The organism is Rodentibacter trehalosifermentans (assembly GCF_002000545.1).
Classification (GTDB): Bacteria; Pseudomonadota; Gammaproteobacteria; order Enterobacterales; family Pasteurellaceae; genus Rodentibacter; species Rodentibacter trehalosifermentans.
Genome location: NZ_MLHL01000081.1, coordinates 1 through 14,520, shown reverse-complemented (window position 1 = coordinate 14,520; position 14,520 = coordinate 1). Strand labels below are relative to the sequence as shown.

At 40.8% G+C, this 14,520-nt stretch carries 17 protein-coding genes and 1 pseudogene; 11 read left to right on the top strand and 7 right to left on the bottom strand.

What is annotated here, in order from left to right; translation table 11 throughout:
- A pseudogene (locus BKK52_RS12030) lies at nt 1-141 on the top strand (IS1595 family transposase); the annotation flags it as partial.
- Nucleotides 142-404: 263 nt separating this feature from the next.
- Here BKK52_RS12030 and BKK52_RS12025 read toward each other — a convergent pair.
- Together BKK52_RS12025 and BKK52_RS12020 are read right to left on the bottom strand one after the other, a co-directional pair.
- A complete protein-coding gene (locus BKK52_RS12025; RefSeq protein WP_077420098.1) occupies nt 405-713 on the bottom strand; it encodes a BrnA antitoxin family protein in 309 nt (102 codons plus the stop codon).
- Nucleotides 688-1,008, bottom strand: a complete 321-nt coding sequence (locus BKK52_RS12020) for a BrnT family toxin (RefSeq protein WP_077478783.1) — start codon at nt 1,006-1,008, stop codon at nt 688-690. The genes BKK52_RS12025 and BKK52_RS12020 overlap by 26 nt, the downstream gene beginning before the upstream one ends.
- 212 nt (nt 1,009-1,220) lie before the next feature.
- Here BKK52_RS12020 and BKK52_RS12015 point away from each other — a divergent pair, with 212 nt between their 5' ends.
- On the top strand, nt 1,221-1,415 hold the full coding sequence (locus BKK52_RS12015) for a DUF5397 family protein (protein ID WP_077420096.1): 195 nt from the start codon (nt 1,221-1,223) through the stop codon (nt 1,413-1,415).
- Nucleotides 1,415-1,693: a virulence factor gene (locus BKK52_RS12010; RefSeq protein ID WP_077420095.1), complete on the top strand. Its 279-nt coding sequence runs from the start codon at nt 1,415-1,417 to the stop codon at nt 1,691-1,693. The genes BKK52_RS12015 and BKK52_RS12010 overlap by 1 nt, the downstream gene beginning before the upstream one ends.
- Nucleotides 1,694-2,479: 786 nt before the next feature.
- On the opposite strand, the gene BKK52_RS12005 is transcribed toward BKK52_RS12010, so the two are convergent.
- The 4 genes from BKK52_RS12005 to tsaD are packed head-to-tail and all read right to left on the bottom strand — an operon-like array spanning nt 2,480 to nt 5,605.
- The gene (locus tag BKK52_RS12005) at nt 2,480-3,700 is read right to left on the bottom strand and encodes an aromatic amino acid transporter (RefSeq protein ID WP_077420094.1); all 1,221 of its coding nucleotides are present in this window, start codon (nt 3,698-3,700) and stop codon (nt 2,480-2,482) included.
- A gap of 51 nt (nt 3,701-3,751) precedes the next feature.
- Entirely contained in the window at nt 3,752-4,333 is a 582-nt protein-coding gene (locus BKK52_RS12000) for a thymidine kinase (RefSeq protein WP_077420093.1), read from the bottom strand.
- Nucleotides 4,333-4,566, bottom strand: coding sequence for a hypothetical protein (locus BKK52_RS11995; protein ID WP_077420092.1), 234 nt, complete (start codon nt 4,564-4,566; stop codon nt 4,333-4,335). Before BKK52_RS11995 ends, BKK52_RS12000 begins: the two co-directional genes overlap by 1 nt.
- A gap of 10 nt (nt 4,567-4,576) precedes the next feature.
- Nucleotides 4,577-5,605, bottom strand: coding sequence for a tRNA (adenosine(37)-N6)-threonylcarbamoyltransferase complex transferase subunit TsaD (tsaD, locus tag BKK52_RS11990; protein ID WP_077474726.1), 1,029 nt, complete (start codon nt 5,603-5,605; stop codon nt 4,577-4,579).
- A 213-nt stretch (nt 5,606-5,818) separates the two neighbouring features.
- Here tsaD and rpsU point away from each other — a divergent pair, with 213 nt between their 5' ends.
- From rpsU to rpoD, 3 genes are all read left to right on the top strand, one after another.
- Complete coding sequence (gene rpsU, locus BKK52_RS11985) at nt 5,819-6,034, top strand: 30S ribosomal protein S21 (RefSeq protein ID WP_018356521.1); 216 nt, start codon at nt 5,819-5,821, stop codon at nt 6,032-6,034.
- A gap of 123 nt (nt 6,035-6,157) precedes the next feature.
- Nucleotides 6,158-7,942, top strand: coding sequence for a DNA primase (dnaG, locus tag BKK52_RS11980; RefSeq protein WP_077478782.1), 1,785 nt, complete (start codon nt 6,158-6,160; stop codon nt 7,940-7,942).
- Between the two features lie 71 nt (nt 7,943-8,013).
- Nucleotides 8,014-9,894 (top strand): RNA polymerase sigma factor RpoD, encoded by a 1,881-nt coding sequence (gene rpoD, locus BKK52_RS11975; protein WP_077478781.1) that lies wholly within the window; start codon nt 8,014-8,016, stop codon nt 9,892-9,894.
- Between the two features lie 197 nt (nt 9,895-10,091).
- On the opposite strand, the gene tsaA is transcribed toward rpoD, so the two are convergent.
- Entirely contained in the window at nt 10,092-10,808 is a 717-nt protein-coding gene (tsaA, locus tag BKK52_RS11970) for a tRNA (N6-threonylcarbamoyladenosine(37)-N6)-methyltransferase TrmO (protein ID WP_077420088.1), read from the bottom strand.
- Between the two features lie 60 nt (nt 10,809-10,868).
- Here tsaA and BKK52_RS11965 point away from each other — a divergent pair, with 60 nt between their 5' ends.
- The 5 genes from BKK52_RS11965 to BKK52_RS11945 form a co-directional block, all read left to right on the top strand.
- Complete coding sequence (locus BKK52_RS11965) at nt 10,869-11,780, top strand: 1,4-dihydroxy-2-naphthoate polyprenyltransferase (RefSeq protein ID WP_077420087.1); 912 nt, start codon at nt 10,869-10,871, stop codon at nt 11,778-11,780.
- Between the two features lie 46 nt (nt 11,781-11,826).
- Nucleotides 11,827-12,327 carry a ribonuclease E activity regulator RraA gene (gene rraA, locus BKK52_RS11960; RefSeq protein ID WP_077478780.1) on the top strand — a complete coding sequence of 167 codons (501 nt, stop codon included), beginning with the start codon at nt 11,827-11,829 and terminating at the stop codon, nt 12,325-12,327.
- Nucleotides 12,328-12,484: 157 nt separating this feature from the next.
- Nucleotides 12,485-13,378: a choline kinase family protein gene (locus tag BKK52_RS11955; RefSeq protein ID WP_244160251.1), complete on the top strand. Its 894-nt coding sequence runs from the start codon at nt 12,485-12,487 to the stop codon at nt 13,376-13,378.
- Between the two features lie 3 nt (nt 13,379-13,381).
- Nucleotides 13,382-14,293, top strand: a complete 912-nt coding sequence (locus BKK52_RS11950) for a DMT family transporter (RefSeq protein ID WP_077478779.1) — start codon at nt 13,382-13,384, stop codon at nt 14,291-14,293.
- A partial coding sequence (locus tag BKK52_RS11945; protein ID WP_158076055.1) for an NTP transferase domain-containing protein occupies nt 14,290-14,520 on the top strand: 231 nt, incomplete at its 3' end. The genes BKK52_RS11950 and BKK52_RS11945, both read left to right, overlap by 4 nt.

The following is a 14,520-nucleotide window of genomic DNA, read 5'->3' as shown; positions in this document are numbered from 1 at the left end:
CAAGCCAAGCGGATACTCCGAAAATATAATGGAATCGACCGAAAAAATTTTCCCTTATTCTTGAAGGAATGTGAATTTCGGTTTAACTTTGGAACACCAAAAGAGCAACTTAAAATGTTGCGAAAATGGTGTGGAATTTAGGGCTAATCTACGTCAGCCCCTAAAAAATTATTAAAAACTGACCGCACCTTTTGCCAAGGTGAAACATGATCCGCTGAATTTTACTTAAAATTTTCCCCAAATAACAAAACCAATCACTTAATCTTTACAAAACTTTACATATTCTATTCCACCGCCGAGTCACCGCAAAATTTGTGGCGTGGGTATAAGCTTTCGGAAAAATTGATACTCCGTAAAAAAGTACCCGCCAAAGGCGGGCACTTGTGTTTTTATTGAATCTTAAACTATGCCGTTTTGATATAGTTGAGTAGCACTTCATTAATTCGGGTTTGCCAACCTTGCCCCGTTGCTCGGAAGGCTTGGATCACTTCGGGGGATAATCTGAGCGTGACGGATTGCTTGGTTGGCGCTTTTTGTTTTCCCCGCCCCGTTCTGATTTTCCCTTGTTTTTCCATCTCTTTTTGATGCGCTGTGACCATGGCAACAAATTCAGCGGGCATGACGTCAGCTAAAGGTTTCATAAGGGCAAAATCATCCTCAGTTAATTCTCTGACTTCACCATCAATATCAGTAAGTGGTTTTCTCTGTTTCATATTTTTTCATCTCTCGTTTATTTGCTTTGCGAAAACTAATTACTCTTACACCATTTTGAACAGGCGTAAAATAAAGAATATGTAATCGCTCACCTAGATAACCCGTTGCGGTAAAACGCGGCTCTGGATAGTCAAAACGAACATCAGGCACAATCTCAGTCGTTTGCCATTCAAAGAAAGCGGCTTCATCAAAGGATAAACCGCGCTCTTCAAAGGATAAACCGCGCTCTTCAAAGGATAAACCGCGCTCTTCAATGTTTCGCTGTGATTTTTTCGGGTCATACTCAATTTTCATTGTTGTCACCGGTTATTTTTTCTTTGCTATATTGTAACAACACAAAATAAATACTTAAACTTTTTTTGTAACTACATTTTATTAATTATTCATAACGTGATATGTTTCTTGATGAGCGAATATCAGGGTATCATGATAATTGTGGCGTTGGTTGAATTTTGAAGGGGGGAGACATATAATTCGGAGGTGTGAATTGGAATGAGGAACAAATAATGGGATTAGAGCAAATATCCGTACCGGTAGGTCAAATAAAGCAATTCGGAAATTTTGGCGTACCGTACATTGTGGGTGAACCCAAAGAAATTTTAGATGATGGTGATGTTTTGGTTAAAATCACCCTTCTCCAAAGCGGAGAAGAAGATTTTTATAAATTATCCAGTTTATTGCTCGACCCGGAGGCGGAATAATGTTTGCTATCGCTTTTGATCTTGTTGTTAAAGATACTCAGGAAAATCACCCTAAAGGTGTACAACAAGCTTATACCGACATTGGGGCAACCTTGGCAAAATACGGTTTCGTGAGAACTCAAGGCAGCCTATACACTTGCTCAAAAGAAGATATGGCAAATTTATTTAATGCAATAAATGCACTGAAAGATTTAAGTTGGCTACCTCTTTCAGTTAGGGATATTAGGGCATTTAAAATTGAGCAATGGTCCGATTTTACACCGTTCATTAAAAATTAGTTTTCCATACAATGAGAAATTGTGGCGTTGGTTGAATTTTGAAAATGCAGAACATATAATACGCGCAGGAAAGAGACGAACCGGAGTCCGTCCCTTTAGCCGGTTAAAGTGCTACCAAGCTGGCGAGCTGAAGAATAGCACTATTAACACTATAATGATCATTGTATGATCTTCATAGGTCTGATCTCCAATCAGGGTTAAAACCAACTGATCGAGACGTGCCACTACCTGACCCGCCAGTCAGGTAATGACAACACCTGACCAGCCGTGAAAAAGTTTATCATAAAAGACCGTGTTATACGGTCTTTTTTATGCCCCATGAAAAATCACTTTCTGTGAAGACACTTTTTACTTGGGGACAAAAAATGCTATAAAACAACCGCACTTCACAACTAAAAATCAGCTGCCTATGCAATGATCGTTTTAGCGTTGGTTGAATTTTGGAAATGTAGAACATATAATGCGCAGGAAAGGGACGAACCGAAGTCCGTCCCTTTGGTTGGTTGCTGTCTAGCTAATACCTTGCACAGTGTCGCCAGGCAACAACAAAATGATTGCAATGAGCAAAACCCATCTTAACCACGTTGGCATACTCGCCTCCCTCAGTTTGGTTAATACCAATTGATCGAGACTTTTTGCGGTCTGACGGCAATCAGACTGCAAGAGCCTGACCAACCGTGAAAGAGTCTATCATAAAAGACCGCGCTATGCGGTCTTTTTGTTTTCTTCGCTTGGAAAAATAGAAGGGAATAAAATGAAAAAAAATCCCCTAAAACCCACCGCACTTTAACCGGCAACCGTCGGTAAATAACCGGCTTGGATTAAAAACGGAATCACCATAATCATCACGCCAATCATCAACGCAAATACTAAAGCGATGTTTCCGCCAATGACCCGATAAGCCAACTGTGGATTTTTTTGACGGGTACGCCATGCCAATCCGATAGGTAAAATTAAACAATAGAACGCACATAATAACCCCGCATAGCTTAACGCTGTGATAAAGCCTTCCGGATAAAACAAGGCAAAGGCAAGTGGTGGCAGGAAAGCCGCAAGGGTGAGTGAAAATCGGTTATGCGGCAAATGGCAGCGTTTAAAGAGATCGCCCAAGCCTTCAAACACGCCAAGCATTACGCCAAGAAAAGAGGTGATAAGCGCCAGTGCGGAAAAAATACGCACCACTTCGCCCATCATATTTGAGCCGGTAATTTCACGCACGGCATTGACTAAACCGTTTAAGGTGGGATCGGCTTGCAAGATACGGACAAATTCACTTTGGCTCAGCACGCCGTGGGTCGCCAGCTGCCACACCAAATAGGCGATAAGCGGAATTGCCGTGCCAATGAGAATTGCTTTGCGAAATTGCTGAACATTGCCGCCTAAGTAACTGTTTATGCTTGCCATAATCACGTGGAAACCGAAAGAGGTGAAGAAAATCGGGGCGGCGGAAATGACAAAAGCGTAATCAAGGGGCAATGCCATTAGGTTGTCTGTCGCCACTTTAGGCAGCATCATAAATAACACAAAAGCGAAAGCAAGTAATTTACCGATGAATAATACTCGGGTGATACCGTCTACCCCTTTTGTACCGATCACCACAAAAGCACCGAGGACGACAGTAAAAATGATGATGGCAGTTTTAAGGGAGAGTGCTTCCATCCCTAATGCGGTCGGCAGCCCAGAAAGCAAAGAGCCGCCCCCGGTGATATAGGCAGCAGAAAGGGCGTAAAGCAAAATAAGTAAACTGAGGGTAGCAAGAATACGCCCCGCTACGCCAAAATATTTTTCCGCTAAGGTTGCCACACCGTCATTGAGTTGATCTGCGGTTTGGTACACTTCCACAAACAATAATCCGCTATAAACAAGCAATACCCAGAGTCCGACTAATAACAAAACGGTATAGCCAAAGCCCATGCCGGCGGATGTCAACGGCATAGCAAGCATTCCTGCCCCGATAGTTGTACCGGCAATAATTAAGGCACTTCCGAAAGTTTTATTTTTTAGCATAAAATTGACCTTATATTTATGTTGTGTTTGAAAATGGTGGTAAAAACGCCGTTAAATTTGACCGCACTTTTCCTTGTAATGATAGCGGCAAACGGATAGGTAACTATCGTTTCCGCCAATTTGGATTTGTTCGCCCTCTTTGACGACTTCGCCATTTTCTGTAAGACGAAGTACAAAATTCGCCTTACGTCCGCAATAACAGATGGTTTTTAATTCTTCCAATTGATCTGCCCAAGCCAGCAAATATCGGCTGCCTTCAAATAATTCCGCTTGGAAATCGGTGCGTAAACCGTAACACAAAACGGGAATATCAAGTTTATCCACCACATCACTTAGCTGATATACTTGCTGCTTGGTGAGAAATTGGGCTTCGTCCACCAGCACGCAATGAATTTTTTCCTGTTGTAAATATCGGCTGATTTCCTTAAATAAGTCTGTACCGGCATTAAATAAATTTGCTTCTTGAGAAATGCCAATACGGGAGGTCACTTTTCCCACACCGAAACGATCATCTATCGCTGCTGTATAAACCAGCGTGTTCATATTGCGTTCACGGTAGTTATAAGAAGATTGCAGTAATGTGGTGGATTTTCCTGCATTCATTGTGGAATAGTAAAAATACAGCTTTGCCATTATTTAATGATCCATTTCCAGATATGGTAAGTGAGAAAACCGGCAAGAGGCGGCAATGTCGCAAGCAAAAATGCGCCGTAGGTCGTGCCTCCGCCCACTTGTTGCCCTGCCAAGGTGAGAATATTCACAATTTCCTCACTTGAGGATGAGAAAACCCACACACCAATTGCGATGAGTACAACAAAGCAGGCAATGCCTGCCGCACGCATTGCACGAAATTTAATTTCTTTCATTTGATTCTCCTTAAATTGCCGAGAGTTCTGTCATTGGCCAACGGGGTTTAACCTCAATTGACAATGCATTATGCTGACCTTGTTTTAAACGTAAAAAACCGGTGTAGGCGATCATCGCCCCATTGTCGGTACAAAATTGCGGTTGAGGATAAAATACTTCACCCTTGAGATCTTTCATTAATGTTGCCAAGGTTTCACGCAATTTTTTGTTGGCACTTACGCCACCGGCAATGACCAAACGCTTATACCCCGTTTCTTTTAACGCCCGTTTGCATTTGATCGCTAAGGTATCCACCACCGCATCTTGAAAGGCATAGGCAATATCCGCTTTAGTTTGTGCCGTTAATTCGCCTTCCTCTTTGATGGCTTGATTAATGGTATTGGCAGCGAAAGTTTTTAAGCCGGAAAAACTGAAATCCAATCCCGGACGATCCGTCATCGGGCGTGGGAAGGTGAAACGATTCGGTGAACCTTGTTCCGCCAAACAGGAAAGTGCTGCACCGCCCGGATAATCCAAGCCGAGCAGTTTAGCGGTTTTATCAAATGCCTCGCCTGCCGCATCATCAATGGATTCGCCGATGACTTCATATTTTCCCACAGCCTCTACACGCACCAATTGGGTGTGCCCGCCGGAAACCAACAATGCCACAAAAGGAAAGTGCGGTCGGTTTTCGTCTAACATTGGGGCAAGCAGATGCCCCTCCATATGATGCACGCCAATCGCCGGTACATTCCACGCATAGGCAAGGGAACGGGCAATAGTCGCCCCGACCAACAATGCCCCCACCAAACCGGGACCGCTGGTGTAAGCCACACCGTCAATATCTTCCGCCGTTAAACCGGCTTCGGCTAAAGCTGCCTGAATTAAAGGGGCGGTTTTGCGGATATGATCGCGGGAGGCAAGCTCCGGCACAACACCGCCGTAATCTGCGTGAAGTGCAATTTGGGTATAAAGTTGATTTGCAACCAGCCCTTTTTCTTCATCATAAATCGCCACGCCCGTTTCATCACAGGAGGTTTCAATGCCTAAAATTTTCATTGATTTTCTCAATTTCGTTTTTAAAATAAGGCGCGATTTTACCTTGTTTAGGCGGTTTTAACCAGTTGAAACCACGAATTAAGGCAAATTACGCATTCTTTCCTTTACTTTCCCCTAAAAAGTAGATTAGAATTGCGACCTTTATTAAATTTGCCGTTTATGGCATTAAATTTTAAATTGCAATTAAATTAAACTCATTGAGGTGATTGGCTTATGCCTGTAATTAAAGTACGTGAAAACGAATCATTTGACGTAGCTTTACGTCGTTTCAAACGCTCTTGCGAAAAAGCGGGAATTTTAGCAGAAGTGCGTGCCCGTGAATTTTATGAAAAACCGACTACTGTTCGTAAACGTGAAAAAGCAACCCTTGCGAAGCGTCACGCAAAACGTAATGCCCGTGAAAACGCCCGCAATACCCGTTTATACTAATCAGTAGTATTTTCTAACTCGAGTTATACAAACCGTGGTTCCTTTGGTATCACGGTTTTGTTGCTTTAAAAACTCAGTCAAAAGTGACCGCACTTTCACATCAGATTCAAGGAGGCAAAGGCAATGAAAGGTTCTATTCCACGCCCGTTTATTGATGATTTGTTGACAAAATCCAATATCGTTGATGTGATAAATTCCCGCGTGAAGCTGAAAAAAGCCGGTCGTGATTATCAAGCCTGTTGCCCTTTCCACCACGAAAAAACGCCGTCTTTCACGGTGAGTGAAAAAAAACAGTTTTATCATTGCTTCGGTTGTGGGGTACACGGTAATGCCATTTCCTTTTTGATGGATTACGACAAACTGGAATTTGTCGAAGCCATTGAAGAACTTGCCGCCATGGCAGGGTTGGAAGTGCCTTATGAAAAACGGGTAAATAGCCATTCCCAACGTCCTCAAGTCAGCTATCAAACCAAACGTAATCTCTATGAATTAATGCAAGAGATTGCGGCGTTTTATCAAACCCAGTTACCCTTAAATATTCCGGCGCAACATTATGTGCAACAACGTGGGCTTTCCCCCGATATTATTGCCCGCTTTCAAATCGGTTTTGTGCCGAATACTATGGATGCGGTGCTACGAAAATTCGGTGTGAATCCCGAAGAGCAGAAAAAATTGCGGGATTTGGGAATGCTGTCGCAAAATGAGCGGGGCAAAGTTTATGATAAATTCCGCAATCGGATTATGTTTCCTATTCGGGACAAACGAGGGCGAACCGTGGCATTCGGCGGTCGGGTGTTAGGCGATGAAAAGCCCAAATACTTAAATTCACCAGAAACCGTCACCTATCACAAAGGCAGTGAGCTTTACGGCTTATACGAAGCCTTGCAAAGCAATGATGCCCCCTCAAAATTGCTGGTGGTAGAAGGTTATATGGATGTCGTGGCATTGGCACAGTTTGGTGTAGATTATGCCGTCGCCTCTCTCGGCACTTCCACCACATCGGAGCAAATTCAACTGCTTTTCCGTTCCACAGAACAAGTGATTTGCTGTTACGATGGCGACCGTGCCGGACGGGATGCAGCATGGAGGGCGTTAGAAAACGCACTACCTTATTTAGAAGACGGACGACAAATTAAATTTATTTTTCTGCCCGATGGTGAAGATCCCGATACCTATATCCGCCGATACGGCAAAGAAAAATTTGAAGATTATATTGAAAACGCACAGTCGCTCACCGATTTTTTATTTGCCCACTTAAACCCACAGGTGGATTTTTCTACAAAAGAAGGGCGTGGTAAATTAGTTGCCCTCGCCACGCCTCTAATTCGTCAAATTCCGGGTGAAGCACTGCGCTTATCTTTACGCAATACGCTGGCACAAAAATTGGGGATTTTTGATGAATCACAACTGGAAAATTTAATTCCTAAGCAAACTACCTCTTCTATCCCGGCAGGTGGTGATTCCCAATCTAAAATAAAGCAAACGCCAATGCGCTTGGTGATTTCCCTGTTATTGCAAAACCCACACTTGGTAAATCGCATTACGGAAGCCGGACTTATGGCATTAAAAGACGAGGCGGGCTACGATTTATTGGAAAAATTGACCGCACTTTGCCGCTCACGGGAAGGCATTACCTTAGGGCAAATTTTAGAACATTTTCGTGATACGGAATACAGCCGCCCCCTTGAAATTTTAGCCACATGGGAGCATTTACTGGACGATAAAGAAATCATCCATGCCTTTTCGCAAAATTATCGTCGTTTGAATATTCAAGCCATTGAACGCGATATTGCGATGCTTATTGCGAAAGAACGATCCGAAGGATTAACGGAGCAGGAAAAACAAGTGCTTGTTACACTCATTACCGGCAAAGAAGAGCAGAAAAAACAGTTAGTTAATCCTCAATAACAGTGATAGAATCTTTCGCCAGAACGTGAAAAAATTCATCCATCAAAAAACAATACGACACAGGTATAAAAATGGAACAAAATCAACAATCTACAGCGGAACAATATTCAGAACAAATCGAACAACTGATGGAATTGGGTCGAACGCAGGGTTATTTAACCTATGCGGAAATTAACGATCTTCTGCCGGAAGATGTGGTGGATCCCGAATACTACGACAAATTACTGCAAACCCTGCAAAATGATGCGGGTATTCCGGTGTTGGATGAAGCGCCGGAAAGTGATGATATGATGTTAAATGACACAATTCCCGATGAAGATGCGGTGGAAGAAGCGACTCAAATTCTTTCCAATGTGGAATCGGAAATCGGTCGTACCACCGATCCTGTGCGTATGTATATGCGTGAAATGGGAACTGTCGATCTATTAACCCGTGAAGATGAAATCAGCATCGCCAAGCGAATTGAAGAAGGTATTGATGAGGTTCAAACCTCTATCGCTGCTTATCCCGAAGCCCTCAATGATTTGCTCGCCCAGTACGATAAAGTAGAAGAAGGTAATGTCCGCCTTGCGGATCTCATATCCGGTTTTGTGGATCCTAATGTCATCTCGGAAGAAACGCCTGAATTATCGGAAAATTTTGATGAAGATGAAGAAAACGAAAATACCAATGTCGATATTGACGATAATGAAGAGGAGGAAGACAACGATTCCGCAACGGATAGCTCCGATTCCGACAATAGTATCGACCCGGAGGTGGCTCGTGAAAAATTCACCGAACTCAAAACACAGCACGCAAAAACATTAGCCGCTATTGATAAACATGGGCGTGATCACAAAAAAGCACAGGAACAAGTCGTTTTATTGGCTGAAATTTTCAAACAATTCCGTTTGGTACCGAAGCAATTCGACTTACTTGTGTTGTCGATGAAAAACATGATGAAACTTGTGCGTACCGAGGAACGTCAATTACAAAAAGTGCTGATTGATATTGCCGGTATGCCAAAAGAAGAGTTTGAAAAAATTATTGTGACCTTTGGCAGTAGCGATGCTTGGTTGGATAAAGCGTTAAAATCCACTAAACCTTGGGCGAAACGTTTACCGAAATATGAAGAGCGTATTCGCCAAGCCTTAGCCAATTTGGCGGCTTTTGAAGAAAGCTCAAAACTCACCGTTCAACAAATGCGTACGATTTGCGATGCAGTGGCACGTGGTGAACAAAAAGCCCGCCGGGCCAAAAAGGAAATGGTGGAAGCCAACTTACGTTTGGTGATTTCTATTGCGAAAAAATACACAAACCGAGGGCTACAATTCTTAGATTTAATCCAAGAAGGTAATATTGGTTTGATGAAAGCAGTGGATAAATTTGAATATCGCCGCGGCTATAAATTCTCTACTTATGCCACTTGGTGGATTCGTCAAGCCATTACACGCTCTATTGCAGATCAAGCCCGTACAATTCGTATTCCGGTTCATATGATTGAAACCATCAATAAGCTCAATCGTATTTCCCGCCAAATGTTGCAGGAAATGGGACGTGAAGCCACACCGGAAGAATTGGCAGAGCGTATGGGGATGCCGGAAGATAAAATCCGCAAAGTATTAAAAATCGCCAAAGAGCCGATTTCTATGGAAACCCCTATCGGTGATGACGATGATTCGCATTTAGGTGATTTTATTGAAGATAATACCCTTGAATTACCATTAGATTCAGCTACCGCACAAAGTCTGAAGGTGGCGACCCACGAAGTGTTGGAAGGGCTCACACCACGTGAAGCAAAAGTATTACGTATGCGGTTTGGGATTGATATGAATACGGATCACACCCTTGAAGAAGTGGGTAAACAATTTGATGTGACACGTGAACGTATTCGTCAAATTGAAGCCAAAGCCTTGCGTAAACTTCGCCATCCTAGCCGCTCGGAAACCTTGCGCAGTTTCTTGGATGAATAGTAAGGGGATATAAAAATACAATCTGCATCCAAACATTGGTACGCCAATAATTAAGATGCAGATTTTTATTCCCTCAATTTAAGGTTTTGCTATCTATATAGTGAATTAAGATAAAAATGAGATAAGACTATCCGCCGTAGATAGTATAAATAATACAGCAATACCGGCTAACGCCGTATCATTAAAATTTTAATTCGCTATATTTTCTCAATATCAAACACTTCTACCACATCCAAAGTTCCCGATTTTATTCGCCATTTAATATTAAATTCGTAAAGGCTGATACCATAAACCCGTTCGCTCGGTTTACCCTGTTGATAAGCCGGACGGGGATCTTGTTCAATCACTTGACGGATAAAGCGTGCCAAGTGCGGTCGTTTTTCTTCCCGTTTTTTCACCGCATTTTGTGCCTGTTCGGTAAATTCCACCAGTAGTTTTGCCTGTGGCTTTTCTTGAGCAAAGCCTGATTTCGCATAGGGCTCGCTATCGGCATAAGCAATATAGGGTTTAATATCAAAAATCGGAGTACCATCCACCAAATCTACCGCCCCCAAATGCAAAAATACGTGACCGTTTATGCATTCCACTTCACGCAGTTCCACTTTTGACAAGCCAAGCGGATTAGGGCGATGCGTTGCACGAGAAGCAAACACGCCCACCCGTCGATTGCCCCCTAAACGTGGCGGACGAACTTTGGATTGCCATTTTCCCTGTTGAATTTGATCGAATTGAAAAATCAACCAGAGATGACTAAATTGCTCCAACCCCTGCACCGCCTCCGGTGAATTATAAGGCGGTAACAGCTCCACGATACCTACGCCATCTTGAACCAAATCAGGTTGACGTGGCACAGAAAATTTTTCCTTATAAGGCGTGTGAATAACGGCGATGGGCGTGAGGGTTAAATCATTCATAAATAGTTGAGATTAATGTAGAATACGCCCTTATTGTAATCAAAAGTGCGGTCAAAAAAAATGACAAATGAAAAATTGAAAATGTGGTGGGAAACGGCTCGTCCGAAAACCTTACCCTTAGCATTAGCCTCCATCTTCACCGGTTCAGCCTTGGCTTATTGGGCGAAACCTGAAAGCTTTAACGGCACAGTGATGGCACTTTGTTTAGTAACAACCATTTTATTACAAGTGCTATCAAACTTCGCCAATGATTACGGAGATCACCAAAAAGGCTCGGATACCGCAGAACGCATCGGGCCCTTGCGCGGCATTCAAAAAGGGGGGATTTCCGCCCGAGAATTAAAGTGGGGCTTAATTTTTATAGTGGTAGCGAGTTTTATTTCTGGCAGTTTGCTCATCGGCATCGCCTACGAAAATTTGTCCGATTTATTCGCCTTTGCCGGGCTTGGCATTTTAGCGATTATTGCGGCGATTACTTATACCGTAGGTGCAAAACCGTACGGTTATATGGGTTTAGGGGATATTTCCGTTTTAGTATTCTTTGGTTTACTGGGAGTGGGCGGGACTTACTATTTACAAACACACAATATCGACATGCACATCATATTACCCGCTCTCGGCTCCGGTTTACTCGCCACAGCAGTTTTAAATATCAATAATTTACGCGACACCGAACAGGATGCCAAAGCCGGCAAAAATACCCTTGCGGTACGTTTAGGGGCATATAAAGGGCGTATTTATCATTGCATTTTATTAAGTTTTGCCGCACTCTGCTATTTATTGTTTGCACTCAATACAGCGACCTCTTGGTGCCATTATTTGTTTTTGTTTGCTTTCCCATTGCTTGCCAAACACGCCATTTTTGTTTATCGCAGTCAAGAACCGACAGCACTACGCCCAATGTTGGCACAAATGTCGATGATTTCACTCTTCACCAATCTGCTCTTTAGTTTGGGCTTGCTTATCGGCTAAATCCGCATATACTAAAGGGCATCTCAACATTTAATAGGGGAAATTTATGTTTATTGATACTTCAGAACTTTGCGATCTCTATGCAGATCAAGTGGATGTGGTGGAACCGATTTTTTCAAGTTTTGGTGGGGTAAGTCATTTCTTCGGTAAAGTCACCACGGTAAAATGCTTTGAAAATAACGGGCTTATCGCTGAAGTATTGGAAGAAAACGGAGAAGGTCGTGTATTAGTTGTTGATGGCGGTGGTGCGGTACGTCGTGCTTTAATTGATGCAGAACTTGCCCAACTTGCCGCAGAGAACGGCTGGGAAGGGATTATTGTTTACGGTGCGGTCCGCCAGATCCAACAACTGGAAAATATTGATATCGGCATCCACGCCCTCGCGCCGATTCCGGTCAGTGCTGACGAAAGCCAGGCAGGCGAAACCGATATTCCGGTTAATTTTGGCGGTGTTACTTTCTTCCCGGAAGACTATATCTATGCCGATCTCACCGGCATTATTCTTTCGCAAGAACCTCTGGATTTGGAGGATTTTGGGGAGGAATAGGGCATTTGAAGTGCGGTTAAAAATTTATTCGATTTTTTGACCGTACTTTTATTTTTTCGACAACACCTGATAAATCAAAATCTCCCTTTTCCTCGTACTTTGCAGGGAAACTTGATTCACATTATACTCATTAAAAGCAATTAATAAGATACTTTATATGGAAGCGATAAAAAATATTGTTCAAGAAAAATTAGGTTTACCCCCCTCATCAATATCACAGGTTTCTTTTTTAGGAGGAATGACGAATAAAAACTATATTGTTATAACAAGACAAGACAAGACAGGGTATGTCGTTAGAATTCCCGGTGCAATAACTGAAAATTTAATTATTCGTAAAAATGAAGCAATAAATAGTTTTGTAATGTCTGAAGCAGGATTTAATGTAGAAACCTGTTTTTTTGACTCCCAATCTGGTATAAAAATCACTCAATATTTATCTGATAGTTACGCTCTCGATCATCAAAATATTAAAGATCTCTCGATTTTAAAGCTTATTGCAGAAAAATTATATTTACTGCACCAATCACCAATTAAACTCACTAACCAATTTAATGTATTTGAAGAATTTGATAAATACATAAATTTATTGAAGAATAAAGCATCTTTTTATCAATATAATGATGAAATCTCAGATTTATTAACCTTTTTTAAAACGATTCAAACTTATTTTTCTAAAAATATCATCACTCTAGCCGCTTGTCATAATGATTTAGTACCGGAAAATATCCTTCTAAAAGAAAAAGACATTTATTTTATTGATTGGGAATATTCAGGAATGAATGATCCTCTATTTGATATCGCTGCATTTCTTTTAGAATCAAACTTAAATCAAACACAGCAAGATTTTTTTTTACAATGTTATTTTAAACAACAAGAAAAAATAGAGAAAGCATTAGAAAAAATTGCACTTTACCAATTTACTCAAGATATACTATGGTTTGCTTGGACACTGGTTAAAGAAGAAAATGGAGAGTTTTTTGCCGATTATGGTAAAAATCGTATTAAAAGAGCTATTTCTTTTATGCATAAATGGAAAGCAAAAAAGGAATAAGCGATGAATAAATACACAGGTTATTTATGGGGGATTTTATCTGGATTATTATGGGGAATTTCGGGTATTTTTTATGAGAAATTAAGTTTTTATTCCCTTTCAACAGATTCATTGAAAGTCATGCTATCTCTTTTATTTATAATAGAGTTTTCCTCCTTTATTTTTTTCACAATTTCATATTACAAATTAAACTTATTTGAAAAATTTAGATTTAAAAATAAAAATATATTTTTAGGTCTTTTAGCTGGTATTATTGGTGGTCCGGTAGGTATGCTATGCTATTTGCAAGCCATTCAATATATCGGTGTAGGTTATGCTGCACCAATATCTTCTATTTATCCTGTTTTTGGTACTATTTTTGCGTTTCTGTTTTTAAAAGATTCAATCACAAAATTAGGTCTATTAGGCTTATGCTTATCAATAGGTTGTACAATATTATTAGGGTTAGATATAACCAACTCCCAATTTTCTATTTTAGGTTTTATACTAGCAGTCACTTGTGCTGTAAGTTGGGGAAGTGAAATTATTATTTCCTCCTACATTATGCAGTTCATTAGCTCTTCTAGTGCTTATTTCTTAAGACAATTAGGTTCTAGTCTTGGATATGTCACCCTTATTCTCTATCTTGATTCAGAATATTTTTATTCTACTGAATTTTTTAAAGACACAAAATTACTAACAATTATCATATTCATTATTTTCTCTTCAATGATGTCCTATTTTCTATATTATAGAGCAATTTATATAATAAAACCGATAAGAGCTATGATGCTAAATATCACATATAGCTTTTGGATTATTTTTATCAGTTTTATCTTGAACAAAATTTCTATGGATATAATGACAATATTATTAGTCATTGGTGTTATTTTAGGCTCAGGATTAACATTAAAAGATAAAAAGGAAAGAATATGAATGCAATTATATTAGCAGCCGGTTTAGGAAGCCGTTTTAAAGAAGTTTCAAAAAATACTCATAAAGCATTACTCCCTATAAATGGGCTACCTAATATAGAGAGAACAATTAAATTTTTAAAACAAGCAGATATAAATGATATTTATATTGTAACCGGTCATTTGGCAAAGCAATTTGACTATTTATCTGAAAAATATAGCTGTCACCTTCTCTATAATGAAAAATAT

What these genes read in the sequence shown, in the direction of transcription:
- BKK52_RS12025 (WP_077420098.1), bottom strand. Translation starts at nt 713, where the DNA reads ATGAAACAGAGAAAACCACTTACTGATATTGATGGTGAAGTCAGAGAA.
- BKK52_RS12020 (WP_077478783.1), bottom strand. Translation starts at nt 1,008, where the DNA reads ATGAAAATTGAGTATGACCCGAAAAAATCACAGCGAAACATTGAAGAG.
- BKK52_RS12015 (WP_077420096.1), top strand. Translation starts at nt 1,221, where the DNA reads ATGGGATTAGAGCAAATATCCGTACCGGTAGGTCAAATAAAGCAATTC.
- BKK52_RS12010 (WP_077420095.1), top strand. Translation starts at nt 1,415, where the DNA reads ATGTTTGCTATCGCTTTTGATCTTGTTGTTAAAGATACTCAGGAAAAT.
- BKK52_RS12005 (WP_077420094.1), bottom strand. Translation starts at nt 3,700, where the DNA reads ATGCTAAAAAATAAAACTTTCGGAAGTGCCTTAATTATTGCCGGTACA.
- BKK52_RS12000 (WP_077420093.1), bottom strand. Translation starts at nt 4,333, where the DNA reads ATGGCAAAGCTGTATTTTTACTATTCCACAATGAATGCAGGAAAATCC.
- BKK52_RS11995 (WP_077420092.1), bottom strand. Translation starts at nt 4,566, where the DNA reads ATGAAAGAAATTAAATTTCGTGCAATGCGTGCGGCAGGCATTGCCTGC.
- tsaD (WP_077474726.1), bottom strand. Translation starts at nt 5,605, where the DNA reads ATGAAAATTTTAGGCATTGAAACCTCCTGTGATGAAACGGGCGTGGCG.
- rpsU (WP_018356521.1), top strand. Translation starts at nt 5,819, where the DNA reads ATGCCTGTAATTAAAGTACGTGAAAACGAATCATTTGACGTAGCTTTA.
- dnaG (WP_077478782.1), top strand. Translation starts at nt 6,158, where the DNA reads ATGAAAGGTTCTATTCCACGCCCGTTTATTGATGATTTGTTGACAAAA.
- rpoD (WP_077478781.1), top strand. Translation starts at nt 8,014, where the DNA reads ATGGAACAAAATCAACAATCTACAGCGGAACAATATTCAGAACAAATC.
- tsaA (WP_077420088.1), bottom strand. Translation starts at nt 10,808, where the DNA reads ATGAATGATTTAACCCTCACGCCCATCGCCGTTATTCACACGCCTTAT.
- BKK52_RS11965 (WP_077420087.1), top strand. Translation starts at nt 10,869, where the DNA reads ATGACAAATGAAAAATTGAAAATGTGGTGGGAAACGGCTCGTCCGAAA.
- rraA (WP_077478780.1), top strand. Translation starts at nt 11,827, where the DNA reads ATGTTTATTGATACTTCAGAACTTTGCGATCTCTATGCAGATCAAGTG.
- BKK52_RS11955 (WP_244160251.1), top strand. Translation starts at nt 12,485, where the DNA reads ATGGAAGCGATAAAAAATATTGTTCAAGAAAAATTAGGTTTACCCCCC.
- BKK52_RS11950 (WP_077478779.1), top strand. Translation starts at nt 13,382, where the DNA reads ATGAATAAATACACAGGTTATTTATGGGGGATTTTATCTGGATTATTA.